This is a genomic window from Microbacterium shimangi (assembly GCF_043556445.1).
In the GTDB taxonomy this organism is placed as follows: domain Bacteria; phylum Actinomycetota; class Actinomycetes; order Actinomycetales; family Microbacteriaceae; genus Microbacterium.
Map to the genome: position 1 here is coordinate 25252 of NZ_JBIGII010000008.1, position 22255 is coordinate 47506.

Annotated in this window: 17 protein-coding genes; 5 read left to right on the plus strand and 12 right to left on the minus strand. The window is 67.9% G+C overall.

All coding sequences use genetic code 11. The features are described 5' to 3' along the window. Nucleotides 1–43: 43 nt before the first annotated feature. From glmS to coaA, 5 genes are all read right to left on the minus strand, one after another. The gene (gene glmS / locus ACFXQA_RS14295; RefSeq protein ID WP_394520545.1) at nucleotides 44–1894 is read right to left on the minus strand and encodes a glutamine--fructose-6-phosphate transaminase (isomerizing); all 1851 of its coding nucleotides are present in this window, start codon (nucleotides 1892–1894) and stop codon (nucleotides 44–46) included. 69 nt (nucleotides 1895–1963) lie between these two features. Then, nucleotides 1964–3103, minus strand: a complete 1140-nt coding sequence (locus tag ACFXQA_RS14300) for an HTTM domain-containing protein (RefSeq protein WP_394520546.1) — start codon at nucleotides 3101–3103, stop codon at nucleotides 1964–1966. Further along, on the minus strand, nucleotides 3103–3936 hold the full coding sequence (locus ACFXQA_RS14305; protein WP_394520547.1) for a DUF5819 family protein: 834 nt from the start codon (nucleotides 3934–3936) through the stop codon (nucleotides 3103–3105). The genes ACFXQA_RS14300 and ACFXQA_RS14305 overlap by 1 nt, the downstream gene beginning before the upstream one ends. 82 nt (nucleotides 3937–4018) lie before the next feature. Further along, nucleotides 4019–9124: a choice-of-anchor G family protein gene (locus ACFXQA_RS14310; protein WP_394520548.1), complete on the minus strand. Its 5106-nt coding sequence runs from the start codon at nucleotides 9122–9124 to the stop codon at nucleotides 4019–4021. A 299-nt stretch (nucleotides 9125–9423) separates the two neighbouring features. Continuing rightward, nucleotides 9424–10386 (minus strand): type I pantothenate kinase, encoded by a 963-nt coding sequence (gene coaA / locus ACFXQA_RS14315; RefSeq protein WP_394520549.1) that lies wholly within the window; start codon nucleotides 10384–10386, stop codon nucleotides 9424–9426. A gap of 65 nt (nucleotides 10387–10451) precedes the next feature. Between coaA and ACFXQA_RS14320 the strand changes: the two genes are divergently transcribed. Next, nucleotides 10452–11384, plus strand: a complete 933-nt coding sequence (locus tag ACFXQA_RS14320; RefSeq protein WP_394520550.1) for a Ppx/GppA phosphatase family protein — start codon at nucleotides 10452–10454, stop codon at nucleotides 11382–11384. 7 nt (nucleotides 11385–11391) lie between these two features. On the opposite strand, the gene ACFXQA_RS14325 is transcribed toward ACFXQA_RS14320, so the two are convergent. Together ACFXQA_RS14325 and ACFXQA_RS14330 are read right to left on the minus strand one after the other, a co-directional pair. Then, nucleotides 11392–11907 (minus strand): flavin reductase family protein, encoded by a 516-nt coding sequence (locus tag ACFXQA_RS14325; RefSeq protein WP_394520551.1) that lies wholly within the window; start codon nucleotides 11905–11907, stop codon nucleotides 11392–11394. Further along, the gene (locus ACFXQA_RS14330) at nucleotides 11904–12446 is read right to left on the minus strand and encodes an NADPH-dependent FMN reductase (RefSeq protein WP_394520552.1); all 543 of its coding nucleotides are present in this window, start codon (nucleotides 12444–12446) and stop codon (nucleotides 11904–11906) included. The genes ACFXQA_RS14325 and ACFXQA_RS14330 overlap by 4 nt, the downstream gene beginning before the upstream one ends. A 480-nt stretch (nucleotides 12447–12926) precedes the next feature. On the opposite strand from ACFXQA_RS14330, the gene ACFXQA_RS14335 reads away from it, so the two are divergent. Then, nucleotides 12927–13607 carry a hypothetical protein gene (locus tag ACFXQA_RS14335; RefSeq protein ID WP_394520553.1) on the plus strand — a complete coding sequence of 227 codons (681 nt, stop codon included), beginning with the start codon at nucleotides 12927–12929 and terminating at the stop codon, nucleotides 13605–13607. A gap of 12 nt (nucleotides 13608–13619) precedes the next feature. On the opposite strand, the gene glmM is transcribed toward ACFXQA_RS14335, so the two are convergent. The 4 genes from glmM to ACFXQA_RS14355 all read right to left on the minus strand — a co-directional run bounded on the left by glmM (nucleotide 13620) and on the right by ACFXQA_RS14355 (nucleotide 17466). After that, entirely contained in the window at nucleotides 13620–14978 is a 1359-nt protein-coding gene (gene glmM, locus ACFXQA_RS14340; RefSeq protein ID WP_394520554.1) for a phosphoglucosamine mutase, read from the minus strand. Between the two features lie 14 nt (nucleotides 14979–14992). Further along, nucleotides 14993–15463 carry a 30S ribosomal protein S9 gene (rpsI, locus tag ACFXQA_RS14345; RefSeq protein ID WP_394520555.1) on the minus strand — a complete coding sequence of 157 codons (471 nt, stop codon included), beginning with the start codon at nucleotides 15461–15463 and terminating at the stop codon, nucleotides 14993–14995. A gap of 26 nt (nucleotides 15464–15489) precedes the next feature. After that, on the minus strand, nucleotides 15490–15936 hold the full coding sequence (gene rplM / locus ACFXQA_RS14350) for a 50S ribosomal protein L13 (RefSeq protein WP_394520556.1): 447 nt from the start codon (nucleotides 15934–15936) through the stop codon (nucleotides 15490–15492). A gap of 357 nt (nucleotides 15937–16293) precedes the next feature. Beyond that, entirely contained in the window at nucleotides 16294–17466 is a 1173-nt protein-coding gene (locus ACFXQA_RS14355) for an alcohol dehydrogenase catalytic domain-containing protein (RefSeq protein ID WP_394520557.1), read from the minus strand. Nucleotides 17467–17715: 249 nt separating this feature from the next. Here ACFXQA_RS14355 and ACFXQA_RS14360 point away from each other — a divergent pair, with 249 nt between their 5' ends. Continuing rightward, nucleotides 17716–18669, plus strand: a complete 954-nt coding sequence (locus ACFXQA_RS14360) for a manganese catalase family protein (protein ID WP_394520558.1) — start codon at nucleotides 17716–17718, stop codon at nucleotides 18667–18669. A gap of 82 nt (nucleotides 18670–18751) precedes the next feature. On the opposite strand, the gene ACFXQA_RS14365 is transcribed toward ACFXQA_RS14360, so the two are convergent. After that, nucleotides 18752–19102, minus strand: coding sequence for a DUF7882 family protein (locus ACFXQA_RS14365; protein ID WP_394520559.1), 351 nt, complete (start codon nucleotides 19100–19102; stop codon nucleotides 18752–18754). A 102-nt stretch (nucleotides 19103–19204) separates the two neighbouring features. On the opposite strand from ACFXQA_RS14365, the gene ACFXQA_RS14370 reads away from it, so the two are divergent. Next, entirely contained in the window at nucleotides 19205–19705 is a 501-nt protein-coding gene (locus tag ACFXQA_RS14370) for a MarR family transcriptional regulator (protein ID WP_394520560.1), read from the plus strand. Between the two features lie 109 nt (nucleotides 19706–19814). After that, nucleotides 19815–22255: phosphatase PAP2 family protein (locus tag ACFXQA_RS14375; RefSeq protein WP_394520561.1), on the plus strand; the 2441-nt coding region annotated here is incomplete at its 3' end.

The following is a 22255-nucleotide window of genomic DNA, read 5'->3' on the forward strand; positions in this document are numbered from 1 at the left end:
CTACTCGGGGGTGTTCATTCGAACGGCGTTCATGCGACGGCGCTCACTCGACCGTGACCGACTTCGCGAGGTTGCGCGGCTGATCGACGTCGAGTCCCTTGGCTCTGGCGAGACCCATCGCGAAGATGTGCAGCGGCACGACGGCGAGGAGCGGCTCGAAAAGAGGCCCGGCGAGCGGGATGCGCAGCACCTCGTCGGCCTGCGGCAGAACGGCGGCGTCGCCCTCTTCGGCGATCGCGATGACCCGAGCGCCTCGAGCACTGATCTCTTCGATGCTCGAGATCACCTTGCGGTGCAGCTCACCCGACCCGCGCGGCGACGGCACGATGACGAACACGGGCTGGCCGGGCTCGATCAATGCGATCGGTCCGTGCTTCAACTCGCCCGCCGCGAACCCTTCGGCGTGGATGTAGGCCAGCTCCTTCAGCTTCAGCGCGCCCTCCAGCGCGATCGGGAAGCCGACGTGACGGCCGAGGAAGAGCACCGAGCGGGTGTCGGCCATCCAGTGCGCGAACTGCTCGATACGGGGCTGCTCGCGCTCGAGGATCTGAGCGATCTTGCCGGGCACCGCGTCGAGCTCGACGATGTGCTCCGCGATCTGGGTCGGGGTCAGCGATCCGCGAAGTCGCGCGATGTGGAGGCCGAAGAGGTAGAGCGCGGTGATCTGCGCCACGAACGCTTTCGTCGAAGCGACCGCGACCTCGGGGCCGGCGTGGGTGTACACGACCGCGTCGGACTCCCGGGGAATCGTCGCGCCCTGCGTGTTGCAGATCGAGAGGGTCTTCGCACCGCGCTCGCGGGCGTACTTGACCGCCATGAGGGTGTCCATCGTCTCGCCGGACTGGCTGATCGACACGACGAGGGTGTCGGGGCCGAGCACGGGGTCGCGGTAGCGGAACTCGTGCGCGAGTTCGACGTCGACCGGCACCCGCGCCCACTGCTCGAGGGCGTACTTGCCGACTTGGCCGGCGTACGCCGCCGTGCCGCAGGCGATGACGACGATGCGCGACACGTCGCGGAACAGCTCGTCGAGGCCCTCGAGCTCGGGGATGACGACCTCGCCGTCACGGATGCGTCCGCGCAACGTGTTCGCGACGGCGTCGGGCTCCTCCGAGACCTCCTTCGCCATGAAGGACGACCATCCGCCCTTTTCGGCGGCCGAAGCATCCCACGTCACCTCGAACGGCTCGACCTCGACCCGCTGACCGGCGAAGTCGGTGACTTCGACGCCCGACGGGGTGATGGCGACGATCTCGTCCTGCCCGATGGCGAGTGCGTGGCGCGTGTGCTCGACGAATGCGGCGACATCGGAACCGAGGAAGTTCTCGCCCTCGCCGAGGCCGATCACCAACGGCGAGTTGCGGCGCGCGCCGACGACGAGACCGGGGTGATCGCGGTGCATGGCGAGAAGCGTGTAGGCACCCTCGAGCCGCGACACGACGGCCCGGAATGCGGCGACGAGATCGCCGGTGGCGCGGTACTCGCGGCCGAGGAGAACGGCGGCGACCTCGGTGTCGGTCTGGCTCTGGAAGGTGTAGCCGTCGCTCACGAGCTCGGCTTTCAGCTCGGCGAAGTTCTCGATGATCCCGTTGTGGATCACGGCGAGCTTGTCATCGTCGGCGAGGTGGGGGTGCGCGTTCGAATCGGTGGGTCCGCCGTGAGTCGCCCAGCGGGTGTGGCCGATGCCCGTGGTGCCGTCGTTCAGCGGCTGCTCGGCCAGGTTGTCACGGAGAACGGCCAGCTTGCCCGCGCGCTTGCGCATGCCCAGGTCGCCGTCGGCATCGATTATCGCGACACCGGCCGAGTCGTAGCCGCGGTATTCCAGACGGGCGAGGCCCGCGAGAAGGATGCCCTGGCTCTGCCGGGGGCCGACGTATCCGATGATTCCGCACATAGGGGTTCATCCTAAGCCGGGCGGCCTGGCCGTCGGCTTCGAGGCCGGAGGCGGCGCGTCGGCCGAGGGTCAGAGCGCCGGATGGTGCGACTCGCGGGCGGGCCGTCGAGGCCTGCGAGGCGGGCGGAGGGTGCCCGACGGCCCACCCGCACGGTCGCGCGGACGCGTGTGGTCGCCCCGCCACGCGTGGGAGACGACCCGCCTGGCGGCTCGTCCCGCGCGGGTCGCCCAGCCGCCCGCCCGCACCCACGAGCGGTCGCGGATCAGCAGCAGATCGAGAGCGATCATCGTGAGCGAGAACGGCCAGAGTCCGAGGAGAACCGCGATGCCGAGATGCATTCCGGTGATGAGGAAGATGGCGACGTAGCGCGTGGGGCGCCAGAGGATCAGCACCGGGAACAGCAGCTGCACCCACAGGGCGGTCCACGTCGCCATCATCACGGCGGGGGTGAACTGCCACACCGTGTCGCTGAGGACGGGGAGAACCCGGAACTGGTCGATGCTCAGCGCGTAATAGATCGCTGTTCCCTCGAGCCATTCCTCGCCGGCGAGCTTCAGCACAGACGAGACCAGGTAGACGAGCAGGATCTGATAGACGCACAGGATCAGCACCGTGTTGTGCGTCCAGTTCGCGACCCACTCCGGCGGCCTCGGTATCCGCCGGCGCGGCGCCACGGCACCGGGCGGTCGTCGACGGCGCACCCAGGCATCGACCGAGAAGTGGGCACTCAGATTCGCGAAGACGGCGAAGAGCAGAACGATGCGCATGAGGGTGTCGCCCCCGTTGGTGAGCAGGGTGCTGTTCGTCGAGAGTCCGACCCAGAACACCAGGAGTACCGGTGTCACCCACCGCGTCTTCCACCCCACGAGGAAGAGGAGCACCAAGACGAGGAGCGCCCCGTAGGCCACGTCGAACCAGAAGACGCTCTCTTTGGAGAAGATCAGCCGCAGCGGCTCCCACCACCCGCGGCGACGCGCCTCGGGCTCGACCCACCACGAGCCGGGGCCCCACAGGTAGAGGCGATCGGGGAGACTCGGGACGAGCACGGCGAGCATGCCCACCGACAGCAGGACGCGCATCACCGAGAAGCTGATCGTGGAGTGCTGGCGCCCCGAGAGCCAGCCTCGGAATCCCGACCACAGCGTCGCCGGGTCGAGGGTCTGCGCTGCCCAGACCGCCGGCGACCGCCTGGTCGTGTTCGTCGTCATCATCGCCCCGTGTACCTCCCCACGACGTCGTCGAAGATGTCCAGCACCTCGGGGTCGGTCTCGACGGTCGGCTGACGCCACCCGAAGGTCGCATACGAGACGGGTGACTGCGGCTCGGTGTCGAAGCGGTGGAGAAAATCATTCGGGCGTTCGGTCTGCACACGCCAGCGCACGCGCTCGACGTCTTCGTCGAAGTACGCAGAGCCGAAAGCTGCAGCGAACCTCGTCAGCATGTAGTCGTAGCGCAAGAAGCGCACCACGGCGGAACGATTGCCGGTCGGCTCGGTCGCCGCGCTCTCATCGACGACGTCGCCGTCGGTGAGTGGTTCGAACTCCTGCCCGTCACCGGCACGCGCATTATCGATCTCGTCGATGAGTTCGGAGTTCTCGATGGCAGAGAACCCGCCCTGGCCCGCCGACTCGATGAACGTGTCGCGCACGCGCGTCTGTTGCGCACCCGACAGCGCGCGATAGCGCGAGAGATACGCCTGCGTCGCGTTGAACGAGCTTTTCGAGATGCGGGACGGGAATGGGATGCCGCGGGACGCCGCGAACTCGATGTTCGTGACGTCGACCCAGTCGCTGTGGACGAGTTCACCCTCCTCACGCCACTGCACCTGCACCTGAAGCTCCCGGTTCACGCGCAGGATGTTCGGCGCGAAGACGTTCCACTGCTGTGAGAAGTACGGGGCGAAGACTTCTCTCACCGATGCCTGCGCGGGTGTGGCCGGGAGCGTGAACGTCGCACTGACGAAGACATAACCCGCTACCACGAGGACGGTGATGACCGCCGCGAGCGCCTGTAGACGACCGACCCGAGACGGAGTCGTCACCGGCGACGGAGCGGCCTCGTCGCCGGTGACGTCGGATGGAGCGGCGGGGACACCTGCTCGAGGCGCCCCCGCCGCTCCACTTTTACTCAGCGGTGCTCCGGCGGCGGATCGCCAGCGCGGCGGCACCGGCCATCAGCATCGCCATACCGAGACCACCGAGCGCCGGACCGTTCGGCTCTCCACCGGTCGCCGGTAGCCCGGCTGCCGGCAACGGAGCAGCGACCACCGTGAAGGCGGTGCTCTCCCGCTCGAACGGAATCTCACCCGAGACCGACCCGCGCACCTCGACGCGGTGGGTACCGAGTTCGAAGGCGGACCCGACCGGGAAGGTGAACCGCGCATTGCCGGCCGCGTCGGCGACCACCGGCGCCAGCTCGAACGGCGTCGAGTTGACCGTCGCAGAGACGGTCTCCCCGGGTTCGAACCCGGTTCCGACGACCACCTGCATGGTGCCGGTTCCGCGGACGATGCGCGTCTGCGTCACCGTTGCCTCCGCTTGAGCGGTGTCTCCACCGTCGGTGTCTGCGTCGGCGTCTGTACCTGTGTCGGTGTCCGCGTCGGCATCCACGTCAGCGTCGGCGTCGGTGTCCGTATCCATGTCCGTATCGTCGTCGACATCGGCGTCCGTGTCCACATCGACGTCGGCATCAGCATCAGCATCAGCATCCGAGTCGGCATCTGCATCCACGTCCGCATCGGCGTCGGCGTCGGTATCCGCGTCAACGTCTGAATCGGCATCAGCGTCGGCGTCAGCATCCGCGTCAGCGTCAGCATCGGCATCCACGTCGGTATCCGCATCCGCGTCAGCATCGGCATCCGCGTCAACGTCTGCATCCACGTCGGTATCCGCATCCGCGTCGGCATCGGCATCTACGTCCGCGTCGGCGTCGGTATCCGCGTCGACGTCTGAATCGGCATCAGCGTCGGCGTCGGCGTCCGCATCCGCATCCGCATCCGCATCCGCATCCGCATCCGCATCCGCATCCGCATCCGCATCCGCATCCGCATCCGCATCCGCATCCGCATCCGCATCCGCATCCGCATCCGCGTCAGCGTCAGCGTCAGCGTCAGCGTCAGCGTCTGAATCCGCATCCGCGTCTGAATCGGTATCAGCGTCAGCGTCGGCATCCGCATCGGTGTCCGCGTCAGCATCGGTGTCCGCGTCAGCATCCGCATCCGTGTCGGCATCCGCATCCGCGTCCGTGTCAGCATCAGCATCCGCATCGGTGTCCGCGTCGGCATCCGTGTCGGCATCCGCATCCGCGTCAGCGTCAGCATCGGTGTCCGCGTCAGCATCCGCGTCCACCACATCGACGGCCCCCTCCACAGCCACCGAGAAGTCGACGGAGTCGGTCGAGTCATCGACGTCCTGCGTCGCCGTCACGACGTACTCGCCGACCTCGACCTCCTCGAACGTGACGCTCCAGCTGCCGTCCTGCTCGACCTCGGCGATCTCGGTTTCTGCGAGGCCGTCGAGCTCCACCTCGACCTCGGCGCCGGGTTCGCCCTGCCCCGAGACGGTGACGGTGGCCGTGTCGCCCGCTTCGTCGACGAAGATCTCGTCGCCGTCCTCGGGGGCAATGATTTCGACCGGCGCGATCTCGGCTTCGACCACGAACGCGACCTCCGCCTCCGATTCGTCGACGTCTTGGGTCGCCACGGCGGAGTAATCGCCGACCGGCAGATCATCGAATGTCACGGTCCAGGATCCGCCCGGCGCGACCTCGGCGGTCTCGATGGAATCGGTGCCCTCCAGAACCACGGTGACGGTGGCACCCGGCTCAGCCGTGCCGGTCACGGCCACGTCGGTCGTGTCATCGACGCCGTCCACGGTGAACACCTGACCGGGGTCCGGCTCCGTGATCGTCACGTCGGCGGCCGCGGCGACCTCGATGGTCACCGCGCTCGATGACCCGTCGTCCTGGTCGGCTGTGATGACGTGCTCGCCCTCGGGCACGCCGGCAACCGGCACCGTCCACGATCCGTCTTCTTCGACCGTGGTCGTTTCGGGGTCGAGATCGCCGACGGTGACCGTCACCGTCGAACCGGGGTTTCCGGTTCCGGTGACGATGACCGTCGTGGTGTCGCCCACGTCGGGAACGAGAATCACGTCGCCCTCATCGGGGTCGGTGATCTGCACGTCGTCGCGATCGTCGACCTCGAAGTCGACCGAATCGGTCGACCCGTCGATGTTCTGCGTCGCGGTCACGGAGTAGTCCCCTACGCCGAGCGCCGGCAGGACCGCCGTCCACGTCCCTTGCGGCGACACGTCGGCCGTCTGGGTCGTGATGCCGACACCCGTCAGCGTGATGACGGCTCCCGGTTGTCCGATTCCCGTGACTTCCACATCGGCGGTGTCGGCGGGGCCGTCGACCGAGAACTCCTCGCCCTCCAGGGGCGACTCGATCTCGACGTCGTCGGCTTCTTCGACCGAGAACTCGACGCTGTCGGTCGAGCCGTCGACGTCCTGCGTCGCGACGGCCTCGTGGCTGCCTTGGCTCACGTTCTCGAAGATCACATTCCACGTGCCATCGTCCGCGACGGTGTCGGTCTCGGGGTTGTCGTCGTCACCGTCGAGCACGACGGTGACCACCGCACCCGGCTGACCGGTTCCGGTCACCGGAACGTCGGCGGTGTCACCGGGATCCGGCACGACGAACACCTGGCCGGGGGTCGGCGTCGCGATCGCCACATCGGTCTCGGCCGCGACGGAGAAGTTCACCGTGTCGGTCGAGCCGTCGCTCTGCGTCGCCGTTGCGGTGTAGACGTCGACACCGAGCGTCGGGAACGTGACGGCCCATGAGCCGTCTTCTTCGACGGTCCCGGCCGGCGGGGTGGGCTCACCGGGGATCGAGACGGTCACGGTCTCACCCGCTTGCCCGGTACCCGACACGGTCACCGATGCGGTGTCGTCCGCGTCGTCGACGAAGATCACGGCGCCTTCGACGGGGGATTCGATGATCACGTCTTCGGCGGCGACCACCTCGAACGACACACTGTCGGTCGAGCCGTCGGCATCTTGCACCGCGGTCGCGGTGTAGTCGGCAACCGGCAGGTCATCGAACACGACCGCCCACTCGCCGTCCTGATCGACCTCGGCGGTCTCGGTGCCGACGCCGGGAATGGTGACCGCAACGCTCGCACCCGGGGCGCCATCGCCGGCCACCGTGACGTCGGCGGTGTCAGCCGGACCATCGACGACGATCTCTTCGCCCTCCACGGGCTCGGTGATCGAGACATCGACCGCTTCGACGACCGAGAAGTCCACCTCGTCGGTCGAGCCGTCGATCGCCTGGGTCGCCGTGGCCGTGTACGCGCCGACCGCGAGGTCATCGAACGTGACCGTCCAGATGCCCTCGGCTGTCACCGTCGCCTGCTCCGTCTCGCCCGAGTCGAGTTCGACGTCGACGATCGATCCGGCGGCGCCGGTGCCCGAGACGGGAACGTCGTAGGTGTCGGCGGGGCCGGCGACCGGAAACTCGTCACCGTCGATCGGGTCGGTGATCACGACGTCGGGTGCGGCCGCGACCGAGAAGGTCACCGATGCGGTCGAGCCGTCGACCGTCTGCGTCGCCGTGGCCGCGTAGGTGCCGACCGGGAGGTCGGGGAACTCCGCGGTCCAGATTCCGCCGGTGACGGTGACGGATTGCGTCGCCTGGCCGGTGACGGCCACGTCGATGGTCGCCCCTTCGGCGCCGGTACCGGTGATCGTCGCGTCGTAGACGTCATCGACGTCGGGAACGACGAAGATCTCGCCCTCCGTCGGCGCGGTGATGGTCACGTCGGGGTTGCCGTCGACGACGTTCGGACCGACCGTCGCGTTGGCGAGTTCGATCGCGAGTGCGCCGCCTGCCCCGGGGAGCACGGTGAGGATCAGCGCGGTGATCGAGTAGACCCCCGCCGCCTCGGACTGGTTGTTCGCGGTGAGGCTCACGATGCCCGGGAGCACGAGGTCGATCACCTCGAGCAGCACGTCGTTGACCGGAGCGAGCGCGGCCGTGGCGACGTCGGCGACCGAGGCGATGAGAGCGTCGAGCGGGGTCGCGAGGGCGTCCAAGACCGCACCCACCAGCCCCGGCAGCGGGACGGGGAGACCTTCGAGAAGAGTGATGCCGGACGCGTCCCCCGCCGCGACCTCGCCCACCGTGGTGTCCACCGTCAGCGCGGGCAGCACGCCGAGGCCGAGGTCGATACCCACGCCGCCGGTGATCGTGATGTCCTCGATCGCGTCGACGAGTTCTTGTGTCACGTCGGCGAGCGTGTCTTCGATGGTATCGAGCACAGCATCCTGGATGTACTGGATGGTCGCACCGCTCAGGATCTCTTGCCCCACGCCCAGGTTGTTCAGGTCGACGATCTGCTCAAGGTCGACCGAGATCACCCCGGTGCTGAGGTCGACGACGACACCGTCGTATTCGTCACTCGTGATCGGGCCGGAGAGGAAGCCGGACACCGCCGAGGTCAGGCTCGCCGTGCCGACCGTGAGGTCAGCCTCGAGCACGAAGCCGTCGAGCGCGTCGACCGCATCGTTAACGGTGTCTTCGAGCCCGTCGACGGCGGACTGCAGCGGCGCGATCGCGGTGTTCACCGTGCCCGCGAAGCCCGCGACCGTGTCGCTCTGCAGCGTCAGCGACGCGTCGGCGATCGTGTAGTCGCGGGTGATGCCGGTGGATCCGACGAGGGCGGCCTCCGCCGTGACCGCACCGACCGACAGGTCGACGTCGGCGACATCGTCAGCGAGGGCCGTCGGCAGACCGAGTGACCCGACCGCGTCGGTGAGGTCGAGAGTGAGAGGACCCGGCGGATCACCGGGGACCGGCCCGACGCCGACCACGCCGTCGGAGCCCACCGCGCCCGAGGCGCCGAACGACGAGCCGTCGGGGTCGGCGCTCGCGTATTGGCCGAGTACACCGGCGTCGGCCAGGTTGAGGGGAATCTGGATGCCGCCGGGCACGGTCACGGTGATCGCACCGAGCGCGGTGAGGTCGAGGGTGTTGAAGTCTTCTACGGTCGGCCCCACGCCGTCGTTGCTCGCCGCGGCGCCTTCGAGGTCGGCGACGGCGTCGAGGTCGATCAGGTCGAGGATCGACCCTCCGAGAAAGGTGCCCGTCGCATTCGAGGAGTCGCCGGCGGCCGCGTTCGCGGCAGTGGCGCCGCCGAAAACGGCCAGCGTCGTGACGCCCACCATGGCCGTGATGCGAAGTCCGAGACTCCTCGTCCTCGCGCGCCGGTTCTTCCTGATCTTCGGGCCGTACGTACGTTCGCGATTCATGTGGGCCAACTCCCCGACTCCTGTGCCGTCGCTGCCGTTCACCGCGCATCTGTGGGCGAGAGCGCGGCGTTCTGGCCGAACGTACGGGAACCTATGAGCGGGCTGAACCCTGGCGAATGCATCCCCGTAGGGAAATCCGCGTCTCAGTGGCTACTGAGAACACTCCGGTGCTCGACACCAGTAGTCCGCACTGGGGGCGGGGCGGATGCTGGGGATCAGACCTTCCGCAACAGCACGCGCTCGACGGCGTGGTCGACCGCCTTCTGCAGCACGAGCGTGGCGCGGTGACGTGTCGGGAGCACGTTCTCCTCGAGGTTGGGGAGATTGATGTCGTTCCAGTACTTCAAGGCCGTCTCGGCGGCCTGGTCGTCGGTGAGTTCGGCGAAGACCCGGAAGTACGACGACGGATCGGCGAACGCGCCCTGCCGCAACGCGAGGAAGCGGCTGACGTACCACGACTCGATATCGGCCGACGCCGCGTCGACGTAGATCGAGAAGTCGAACAGATCGCTCACCGCCACCTCGTTCGGCGACGGCGGCGGCTGGAGGACGTTCAGACCCTCGACGATCACGACGTCGGGGCGGCTCACGGTCACGTGGGCATCGGCCATGATGTCGTACCGAACGTGCGAGTAGAAGGGCGCCCGCACCTCGGGATCGCCGCTCTTCACGCGCCTCACGAAGTCGACCAGAGCTCGACGGTCGTACGACTCGGGGAAGCCCTTGCGGTGCATGATGCCGCGGCGTTCGAGTTCGGCGTTGGAGTACAGGAAGCCATCGGTGGTCACGAGCTCGACGCGAGGAGTGTCGGACCACCGGCTCATCAGCTCGCGCAGCAGGCGGGCGATCGTCGACTTTCCGACCGCGACCGATCCCGCGACCCCGATGACGAACGGGGTGGTGGTGTCGGGCTCGCCCAGGAAGTCGCTGGTCGCGGCCCCGAGACGCCGAGTCGCGGTCGCGTACAGGCTGAGCAGTCGACTCAGCGGCAGGTAGACCTCGCGGACCTCGCGCAAATCGAGGCGATCGCCGATGCCGCGGAGTTGAACGACTTCGTTCTCAGTCAGCGGTTGCGGCATGCCCGCGGCCATCCGAGCCCAGTCGGCGCGGGCGATCTCGCGGTACGGGCTCAGCGACGGTGCGGAAGCAGCAGTCTCGGCGGCAGACACCCGCCCCATGCTACCGGCGCCGCGCGCCCGCACTGCGAAGCGGGTCGACGGAGGCGCCCGGGTAGGCTCGCAGGGTGAGACTCGGGGTTCTGGACATCGGCTCGAATACCGTTCATCTCCTCGTCGCCAGTGCCCGCGCCGGCGGGCGTCCGACCGCTCGAACGAGCGACCGCACGGTGCTGCGACTGATGCGCTACCTCACCCCCGAAGGCGCCATCTCCGAGGAGGGCGTGCGCGCACTCGTCGCCGCGGTCACGCGATCACGAGAACGAGCGGAGGCGGAGGGCGTCGACGAGCTTCTCGCCACCGCCACCTCCGCGGTGCGAGACGCGACGAACGGCGCCGACGTCATCGCGCGGGTCGAGGCGGCACTCGGGCAGCCGCTGCAGGTTCTCGAGGGCGAGACCGAGGCGCGCTACACGTTTCTCGCCGTGCGTCGTTGGTTCGGCTGGTCGGCGGGGCAGATTCTGCTGTTCGACATCGGCGGGGGCTCACTCGAGATCGCCGGGGGCGGCGACGAGCTCCCCGATCTGGCGGAATCGGTTCCGCTGGGTGCAGGACGGATGACGCTGCAGTTCTTGCCCGACGATCCTCCGCGCGACGACGAGATCGACGCGCTTCGCGAGCACGCAGCATCCGCCCTCGCCCCCGTGGCGGAGCGATTCGCCGCGCTTCCGCGTCCGGATCACGTGGTCGGGTCATCGAAAGCGATCCGGTCGCTCGCGAAACTCGCCGGCTATCCCGTGCCCGGCTGGTCGGGCATCGAGCGGATGGTCCTCCCCCGGTCGGCACTCAAGGACTGGATCCCCCGGCTTGCGCGGATTCCCGCCGAAGCCCGGCAGGAACTCCCCGGGATCACTCCCGACCGCACCTTCCAGATCGTCGCCGGCGCCGTCGTGCTCCACCAGGCGATGAAGGCGATGGATGTGGACGAACTCGAGGTCTCGCCGTGGGCGCTCCGAGAAGGAGTGTTGCTGCGCTACATCGAGTCGCTCGCCGTGGGCTGACCCCGACTCAGCTGGCCAGGTCGCGCAGGTGTCGGTAGGCACCCTTGAAGTACAGCAGCGGGTCATGCCGATGCCACTCCGCGGGGCTGGTCTCGTTCACCTTGCCGATGACGATGAGGTGGTCGCCGGCCTCGTGCTCGGCCCAGATGTCGCAGTCGAGCCACGTCAACGAGTCGAGGATCACGGGGTTGCCGGAGGCCGTCGGCTGCCACTGCACGCCCGCCCACTTGTCGGTGCCCTTGCGGGCGAACTGCGATGAGACGTCGTGCTGGTGGTGCGACAGCACGTTGACGGCGAACGAGCCGGTCTCGCGGATGCGCGGGTAGGTCGTCGACGTCTTCATGACGCTGAACGAGACGAGCGGCGGGTCCATCGAGACGCTGTAGAACGACTGGCACGTGAAGCCGATGGGCCCCTCGTCGTCGGTGCCGCTGATGATCGTCACGCCTGACGCGAAGTGTCCGAGCGTGTCGCGCAGTGCGCGCTGGTCGATCCCGGACGACGGAGGCTGGGGAGTCGTCATCGGGTCACCGCCGCCGTGCGAGACGCCGACGCGGCCAGGGCGGCCATGCGTGAGAGGTTGTCGCGGTATTCCGCGGCCGCTGCGTCGACGAGTTCGTCGAGCCGGTCCATCTGGCTCGACACGAAGTAGAACCCGCGGCCGGGCACGGTCGCTCCGAGCTCGACGAGAAGGGGTGCCAGGGTGAAGGTGGGTCCCATGGAGTGGGTCGCGTCGGCGCCGGTCAGCACGGGAAGAGCGACGACCCCCTTCAGCCCGTTGGCCGGGTAGCGATCGAGAAAGGCCTTGAGCAGTCCGGTGTACGTCGCCTTGTAGGTGGGCGAAGCGAAGACCACCACGTCGCTCTCGGCGACGTGAGCGTTGAGCCCGGCCATCTTCTCGCTCGGCCAGGAGAAGATCTCGGACTGGTGCTCGACGAGATCGATCACCGTCAGATCGAACGATCCCGGCTCGAGCAGGCGTTCGATCAGGGTGGTCGCGACCTTGAGGGTGCGCGATTGCGGTTTGGGGTTACCCACGACCACGGTTGCTTTTAGCGTCATTCGAAAACTCACACTTCCGCCGATGAACAGGAGGTGAGACGACGCGCCGACCGCAGCTGCAGGGAGATGCGGACCCGACCGACGTCGACGTCTCTCACATTCCACCGAGATCTTTTGGCCCGGTGGCCCACAACGGCTTACGTTGCGCTTCCACTATAAACACGATCAACGGGGAGGACGACCAGTGTGACCCTCCGCGTCATCTCCCCGCGAAGAGCCTCGGGCAGCGCGCCCGGGAAGCGTGTCCCCACGGGCTTCCCGAGCGCACAGCACCGAGTACCGACGACCCCCCGGTCCGATGCGGCTTCGTATCCGGAGCACGTCGCGCATCCCGTCGGTACTCTCGACGATATGGCAGAGCCCGCAGCATCACAAGACTCAAGACTCCAAGTCCAGAACGATCGCCCGAAACGTCTGTCGAAAGCCGAGCTGCGAACCCGCGTGCTTCAAGCCGGAAGCGCGCTTCTGGGCGAGGGTGGGGTGACGGTCAGCCTCCACCACCTCAACATGGAAGAACTCATCCGTCACGTGGGGGTGCCCCGCAGCTCGGCGTTCGCGGCGTTCGGAGGCAAGGAGGAGCTGCTCACCGAGCTCATGGTGCAGCTTCTCGACGCCGAAGACGGCGCCCCCGCCGGGTTCTTCCCCGAGACCGTTCGGGTTGCGAACGAATCGATGACGCAGCACGCGGGTCGCATGCTGCGTTCGGACGGCACGCGCGACCCCGCCGGCTCGGCCGCCGTGCTCCGCGAGGTCGTGCGCGTGACTCTTCGCCAGAACGTGGAAGACACCGCGTCGTCGGCTCAATGGCGGACGTTCCTCGCCCTCGCGGCGACGGTGCCCAGCCTCCCTGCCGGCCGACGGGAGCGCGTCGCCGAGGCCCTGCGTGCGGCCGAGGCGCGATTCAGCGACGGGATGACCGAGTTCTACGCGGTCGCTTTCGTGCAGATGGGCCTGCGCCCACGACCCGGCGTGCAGTGGCGGCACGTGGTCACGGCCGGAGCGGCGATCGTCGAAGGCATCGTCAGCCGCCGCCGCATGGGCTCGCCCGTCGCCGTGGAGCGCATCATGGCGCCGGGGATCGACGGTGAACCCGTCGAGTGGACCCTGGGTGCGCTGACCTATCTGGCGATGATCGAGGGCCTCACCGAACCGGTCGGCTGAACGCCGGACGGTTCAGAGCGCGAGGCGTTCGCGCACGACCTCGGCCAGGCGGTCGGCCGCATCGCGCGCGGATGCTTCGTCGGCCGCCTCGACCATGACCCGCACGAGAGGCTCGGTGCCCGAGGCACGCAGCAGCACCCGGCCGGTGTCGCCGAGCTCGGCACGGACCTCGTCGACGGCGCGCTGCAGCTCGCTGTCGGTCGCCACCCGGTCGCGGTCGACGCCGCGCACGTTGACCAGCACCTGCGGAAAGACGGTCATGATCGAGGCGAGCTCGGCCATCGTCTTCTGCTGGCGCGCCATCTCGGCGACGATGTGCAGACCCGTCAGCAGGCCGTCGCCGGTGGTGGCGTGGTCGCTCATGATGACGTGTCCGGACTGCTCGCCTCCCAGCGAGTAGGCCCCCTTCGTCATCTCCTCGAGCACGTACCGGTCGCCTACAGCCGTCTGGAGCACGCGAATGCCGTGCTGTTCCATCGCCCGGTGGAGGCCGAGGTTGCTCATGACGGTGGCGACGAGGGTGTCCGAGGCGAGCGCGCCGCGTTCTTTCATGGCGACCGCCAGGATCGCCATGATCTGATCGCCGTCGATGTGGTTGCCCGCGGCATCGACCGCCAGACACCTGTCGGCGTCACCGTCGTGCGCGATGCCGACATCGGCACCGAGACGCACGACGACCTCGGCGAGATGGTCGAGGTAGGTCGATCCGACGCCGTCGTTGATGTTGAGGCCGTCGGGATCCGCGCCGATCACCGTGACCGTCGCTCCCGCGTCCTTGAAGGTCTCGGGAGACACACCGGATGCTGCGCCGTGCGCGCAGTCGAGGACGACGTGAATTCCGTCGAGACGATGCGGGAGGGATCCGAGGAGGTGGAGCACGTAGCGGTCTTCTGCGTCGGAGAAGACGCGTATCCGTCCGACGCCCGCGCCGGTGGGCTGCAGTTTGTCGGCGTCGAGGGCGGCTTCGATGCGCTGCTCGACGAGGTCGGGCAGCTTCACGCCACCCCGCGCGAAGATCTTGATGCCGTTATCGGGCGCCGGGTTGTGCGACGCCGAGACCATCACGCCGAAGTCGGCGTCGATGTCGGCGATGAGATAGGCGGCCGCCGGGGTCGGAAGAACGCCGGCGTCGAGAACGTCGACACCCGATGAGGCGAGTCCGGCCGCCACTGCGGCGGAGAGGAACTCCCCTGAGATCCGCGGGTCGCGAGCGACGACCGCGGTGAGCCGCTTGCCCTCGGCGCGACGCGCCTCGGCAGAACGGCCCTGGCCCAGGACGACGGCAGTCGCCTGGGCCAGGTGAAGTGCGAGATCGGCGGTGAGGGGGCCGTTGGCCAGCCCCCGCACCCCGTCCGTGCCGAACAACGGCATACGGGCAGCCGGACTCAGCGCTTCGAGTACTGAGGCGCCTTACGGGCCTTCTTGAGACCAGCCTTCTTCCGCTCCTTGACGCGAGCGTCACGGGAGAGGAAGCCGGCCTTCTTCAGCGCGGGACGGTTGTTCTCGAGGTCGATCTCGTTCAGCGAGCGCGCGATGCCGAGGCGAACCGCACCGGCCTGGCCGGAAGGGCCACCGCCGGAGACGCGGACGATGACGTCGTACGCGTCGGTGAGGTTGAGCACCGTGAACGGGTCGTTGATGAGCTGCTGGTGCAGCTTGTTCGGGAAGTAGTCCTCGAACGCGCGGCCGTTGACCGTGATGGTTCCCGAGCCGGGGGCGATACGCACGCGGGCGATGGCCTGCTTGCGACGGCCGACGGCTGCGCCGGGAACGGAGAGCACGGGACGCGGGGCCTCGGCGGCCGCCTGGTCGAGCGGCGTCTCGGTGGAATAGTTGGTGGGGTCGATGTCCGACACGATTTTGTCCTCTAAGTCTCTCGCGCTTACTGGGCGACCTGGTCGAAGGCGTAGGCCTTGGGCTGCTGTGCGGCGTGGGGGTGCTCCGCACCCGTGTACACCTTCAGCTTCGTCAGCTGCTGTGCGCCCAAGCTGTTCTTCGGGAGCATTCCGCGGATGGCCTTCTCGACCGCGCGGATGGGGTTCTTCTCCATCAGCTCGCCGTAGGACATCTTCTTCAGACCGCCCGGGTAACCCGAGTGGCGGTACGCCATCTTCTTCTCGAGCTTCTGGCCCGTGAGAGCCACCTTCTCGGCGTTGATGATGATGACGAAGTCACCGGCATCCATGTGGTTCGCGAAGGTGGGCTTGTGCTTGCCGCGGAGGAGAACCGCCGCGTGGGAGGCGAGGCGACCGAGAACGACGTCGGTCGCGTCGATGACAAGCCACTCGCGCTGGATTTCGCCAGCCTTGGGGGTGTATGTGCGCGTCACAGTGAGACTGCTTTCTGGTTCGAACGGAGAAGTTCGTGAATCCCACTCCGGTGGTCGTTCACCCCCGTGGAGGGAACAGGCCGGTGGAGGGCTCACGTTCGCGATGCACTCCGGCAGGCGGAGGCACCAAAGGGACAGACTACGGCATGAGGGCGCAGCATCCAAACCCCGCCCGTAGGCGAGGGCACGGGCGTCACGCCGCGGTCGACCGGTTTCCGCGCGCACCGTTCTCGCCGTCGCCGGCCTCGCGGCCGACGCCCGCACTTCCCCCGGCGCTCCGCGACGTGCGCGGGGCGAGCGGGGGAAGGTGCGCAATCTCGATCGGGCGGGTGGCGCTGCTTCGCGCCCATCGCCCGCTCAGGGCTTCACCACCACCTTGATACATCCGTCCTCCTTCTTCTGGAAGACCTCGTACATGTGAGGCGCATCGTCGAGTCCCACGGTGTGCGTGACGAGGTCGGTCGTGCCGAGTGGATCGGCGGGGTCTTCTACGAGCGGCAGGATGGTGTCCACCCACCGCTTCACGTTGCACTGGCCCATCTTGAGCGTGAGCTGCTTGTCGAACATCGTCTTCATCGGCATCAGGTCTGCATCGCCGGCGTAGACACCGCTGATCGACACCGTGCCGCCGCGACGGGCGAGGTCGATCGCCGAGTGGAGCGCGGCCAGTCGGTCCATGCCCACGTGCTCCATGAGCGGCTGAGCCACAGCATCCGGCAAGGCCACCGTCGCCTTCTGGAACGCCGAGACCATCGAATTGCCGTGCGCCTCCATTCCGACGGCATCGACGACTCCGTCGACGCCGCGACCTTCGGTGGCTTCGCTCACGAGACCGGCGATCTCCTCGGGAGTGGCGACCTGCACCCCGTACTTCTCGGCCATCGCGCGACGCTCGACCACCGGGTCCGCCGCGATCACGCGGTAACCGAGATGCATGCCGATGCGGGCGACGAACTGGCCGACCGGTCCGAGGCCCATGACGGCGAGAGTGCCGCCCTCGGGCACCTGCGCGTACTGCACCCCTTGCCACGCCGTCGGGAGGATGTCGCTGAGGAAGAGGTAGCGCTCGTCGGGCAGTTCGGATCCGACGACCACGGTGTTGTAGTCGGCGAGCGGCACGCGCAAGAACTCCGCCTGTCCGCCGGGAACCTGACCGTAGAGCTTCGTGAACCCGAAGAGGGAGGCGCCGCTGCCGTACTCGGTGACCTGGGTCGTTTCGCACTGCGACTGCAGACCGTGACGGCACATGAAGCACTCGCCGCACGAGATGTTGAACGGAACGACGACGCGGTCGCCGACCTTGAGCGTGGTCACGCCGGGGCCGACCTCGACCACGATGCCCATCGGCTCGTGCCCGAGGATGTCTCCCTTGTCGAGGAACGGACCGAACAGCTCGTACAGATGCAGATCGGACCCGCAGATCGCAGAAGAGGTGATGCGTACGATCGCGTCGCGCGGGTGCTCGATCTGCGGATCGGGAACCTCGATGACAGCGACGTCGCGTCGCCCTTGCCAGGTGAGAGCCTTCATGTCAGAGCACGCTCCATTCGATGGGAATGTTGCTCACCCTCCGGTCGCAACTGGCGAGGACCGAGGGGGTTGACACTTCTTTACCGAGTGTCCTCTTCCGACAGCCGGTGCGAAAGCCCCCCTCCGAACGGCGCGGGCCGAGCTGCCGGGTCGCGGACAGTACCCGATGGCACGTGACAGGGCTACCCCGTCGGACAACGGCCTCAGAACGCCGAGGGTGAGCCGCATCCCCCCTCGAAAGGATCCCCCGTGTACTTCCACCTCCAGCAGTTCATCAATCCCATCGAGCAGGACGAGCCCGATCCGGCAGCCGCCAACGCCCTCCAGGAGGGTCTCGGCGGCCAGTTCGGCGAGATGCGCACGATGATGCAGTACCTGTTCCAGAGCATGAACTTCCGCGGGCCTTCTGCGAAGCCCTACAAGGACCTCATCCAGGGCATCGGCACCGAGGAGATCTCGCACGTCGAGCTCATCGGCACCACGATCTCGCGCCTCCTCGACGGTTCGCCGCGCTACAACGGCAAGCCCACCGACCCTGTCGACGCCCCCGGCGCCGGTGGCGCCACGCCGTTGACCATCGCCATGTCGGAGAACAACATCCACCACTACCTCGTGGGTGCGCAGGGAGCTCTTCCGGTCGACGCCGCGGGCAACCCGTGGAGCGGCAGCTACGTCTACAACTCGGGCAACCTCGTGCTCGACCTCCTGTACAACCTCATGCTCGAGTCGACCGGCCGCCTGCAGAAGTGCCGCCTCTACGAGATGACCGACAACAAGACGGCTCGTTCGACGATCTCCTACCTGATCGTCCGCGACCAGGCGCACGAGAACGCCTACGCGAAGGCTCTCGAGACGCTCGGCGTGAACTGGAAGACTTCGCTGCCGATCCCGAAGACGAACGCCGAGAAGTTCCCCGAGGTGAAGAAGCTCATCGAGATGGGGCTGCAGAGCAAGCAGTTCTCGTTCGACCTCGGCGACCAGTCGCAGGCGGGAAAGATCTTCCAGGGCATGTCACCGTCGAACGACGGCACCGACCTGGATGCTTCGCAGCAGGCCCCCGTGGGCACTCCGATGGACATCGCTCCCGAGCGCCCGGAGGAGTTCTCCCCCGGCGCCGACAAGGAGTTGCGTGCGCTGATCGAAGCGACGGCGGCGATGGAGATGGCCGACATCGAGATGACCTTCGGAGCGATGAAGGGCTGATGCGGTAGACAACGAAGACCCGGTCGCCGTCGAGGGCGACCGGGTCTTCGTTCTGTCAGGCGCGGGGAACGACGAGTGGGACTCACGCCGCCCGCAGGGCGGCGTGCGGCGGGCTCGGCTCGGTGTCGGGCGTCACAGAGCCGTTCGGGTCGATCGTCAGGCCGGCGGACGAATTGGCCGCGTTCGCGAGATCTTTGAGAAAAGCGGGGTCGAGGGTCTCGGGCTCCACCGACGAGAACACGAATCGCAGGGGTATCGACGGCTGGATCCAGATGGTGGACCGGGAGCCGACGGCGTCGCCGGGGTGCTGCCACGACATCGTGAAGCTTTCGTTCCGGCGCAGTTTCGTCGCGAGGACCACCTTGACGTGGGCGAGCAGCCGGTCGGGCATCTCGATCGGTTCGACGCTGTTGCCGTAATAAAGGTTCCCCATGACCGATCCCCGTCTCGTCGAAGCTCCCAGGCCTTGTTGCTCGGGCCTCACGTTACTAGTTAGACTAGCAATTAGGCAAACGCATATTCGAGGATGGTTTCGGTGGCCCTGAATGAGACGAGTACCTTCTGGTACTCGAGCGAGGACCAAGCCGAGCGGGGGCGAAAACTGCTTCAGTCGCTCCGCACCTACCAGGCGGCCGAAGTCGCGATGCGCCGACGCACTCGGAGCGCGATGTCGATGGGTGAGAACGAGTTGGCCGCGTTGCGGTTCATCATCCGAGCGGGCAAACAGCGCAACCTCGTCACCCCGACGGATGTCGCCAAGTACCTCGGAGTCTCTACCGCGTCGACGACCGCACTCCTCGACCGGCTCGAGAGCGCAGACCACATCGCCCGTCGCCCGCATCCCACTGATCGGCGCAGCGTGACGATCACGGCGACCGAGAGCGCCGGTGAATCGGTGCGCGCCGCCCTGGGAGACATGCACGAGCGCATGATGGGGGCGACACGCGACATCGACGACGTCGCGGCCGCTGCGATCGTGGCGTTCCTCGAGCGGATGACCGACGCCGTCGACCAGGTCTCCACCGACCCGGCCTGAATCGGAGAGCCTGTCGTTCACCTCCAGGCCGTCTGTGCGCTACCGGAGTTGGCTTCACTGGCAAAGATTCTTGCGCCAGCATGAACAGCCGATTCCGGGAGACTCCTGAATGAACGTAACAAGCCGCGTGCGCCACAAGCGCCGGGTCCGTGTCGTCGTCGCGACGACGCTCACTGCCGTACTCGCCTGCGGCATCGCCGCCCCCGCCCAGGCCGCCCCCACGGCCTCGATCGACCCCCAGCCCGACGCGTGGGGCCGCTACTACGTCGACGCGTGGGCCTCCAACACGACGGCGAACAAGACGCCGGTGACCAACGCGGCCATCGGCCTGCTCTCCCCGATGCTCGACTACTGGACCCCGGAAGAGACGGCGTCGGCCGAGTTCGACGCGAACGGCAAATTCCTCCCCGAGAGCGTCGGTACGGTCAAGAACCGCGCGGTGCTCGATGCGAACATCGCCGAGGCTGCCCGGATCACGCAGACCCGCACCGCCGAGCAGGCGACCGCTGCGTATCTGGCCGATCGTCGCAACCAGAACTACTCAGCCATCGCCGGACTCGGCCCCTACGCTGCGGAGTTCCGCACCGGCACCAACGCCGGCACGACCATCCCCGACGAGATCCCCGCCGACGCGACGACGGTCAAGTACGACGACGCCGGCAACTCGAACGGCGCCTGGGCCGATGTGGACACGACCTATGGCCCGATGGTCGAACTGATCAACCTGTTCCGCAACAGCTCCGCCTCGACCAATCCGTCGAAGGCCTACTACAACTACGCACGCCCGTTCCGGTGGAGCGATGACGTCATCGTGCTTCCGACGCTCATGCCGGCCAAGCGGATCGACGCGGAAGCACTCGCCGACGGCGGCTACCCCAGCGGCCACACGAACGCCGCCTGGCTTGCCACCTACGGTCTCGCCTACTCGACTCCCGAGCGCTTCCAGGAGCTGCTGACGAGCGCCTCCGAAATCGGCAACACGCGGATCGTGGCGGGGATGCACTCCCCCGCCGACGTGATCGGCGGGCGCATGATGTCGACGGCGGTAGCCGCCGCAGCTCTCAACCTCCCCGCCAACGCGGAGGTCAAGGAGCGCGCACGCGAGAACGCCGCCGCCCTGCTGGCGACCGCACCGGTGGGCGATGACGTCTTCGCCGACGCCGATGCGAACGAGAAGGTGTTCCAGGAGCGCCTCACCTACGGCCTCCCCGTCGTCGGGGACACCACCCTGCCCGTCGTCGTCCCGAAGGGTGCCGAGGTGCTCCTCGAGACCCGTCAGCCGTACCTCACGGCCGAACAGCGCCGCTGGGTGCTGCAGTCCACCGGCCTGCCGTCGGGTCACGCGCTGCTCGACGACGCCGAGGGCTGGGGTCGCCTCAACCTGTTCGCCGCGGCCGACGGCTACAGCGCGTTCTCGACCGACGTGTCCGTCGAGATGGACGCGGCCGACGGCGGCTTCAGCGCCGCCGACACCTGGAGCAACGACATCGACGGCGTCGGGTCGCTGACCAAGAGCGGCAGCGGCATGCTCACCCTCTCGGGCGCGAACTCGTACGCGGGCGAGACGCTCGTCGAAGGAGGCTCGCTGGTGGCCGCCTCTGAGACCGCCCTCGGCTCGGGCTCGGTCACGGTCGCGGATGGCGTTCTCTCCGAGACCGTCGCCGCGCCCCTCACGATCGGCGGAGACCTCGTCGTCGATGCGGACGGGGAGCTCGCGTTGACCGTCGACTCCGCCGCACCCGCCGTGCAGGTCGCGGGCGGCGTCGACTTCGACGGATCGCTGAACGTCGCCATCGCCGAGGGCTTCACCCCCGCCGATGACCTCGTGATCGCGACCTACGCGGGCACGCAGGCCGAGTTCACCGCTGACGATGTGACGTTCTCGGGCCTCCCGGCGGGCTACACCCCCACCATCGAGCTGCGCGACGGCGCCGTGCACCTGGTCAACTCCACGCCGGTCGTCGGCGCCCTGTCGGCCGGAGTCCCCTCGATCGAGGGAATGCCCGTCGCGGGCCAGCCGCTCGAGGCCGCGCCCGGTACGTGGGGACCGGCACCCGTCGAGTTCACCTACCAGTGGAACCGGGCCGGCGCGCCGATCGACGGTGCGACGGATGCCCGGTACACCCCCGGGTTCGCCGACGTCGGGCAGCAGCTCAGCGTGAGCGTCACCGGAACGAAGGCGGGCTTCGCTCCGCAGACGCGCGATGCGTCAGCATCCGGTCTCGTCTCCGCCGACCTCTCCCTCAGCGACTCGTCGGTGACGGCGGGCGACCGGGTCACGGTCAGCGGTGCCGGATTCCGTCCGGGCGAGTCGGTGCAGCTCGAGCTGCGGTCGACCCCCGTCACGCTGACTACGGTGGTCGCCGGACCCACGGGCACGTTCCGCGCGTCGGTGACGATCCCGACCAGCACGACCGGCGGGGCTCACACGATCGTCGCGACCGGTTCCGACAGCGCGATCACCGCATCGGCAGGACTCACCGTGACCGCGGTGGCCCCGGGGGGGGGGGGTGGGGAGGGGGGGGGGGGGGGGTTTGTGATGTTTTCGTT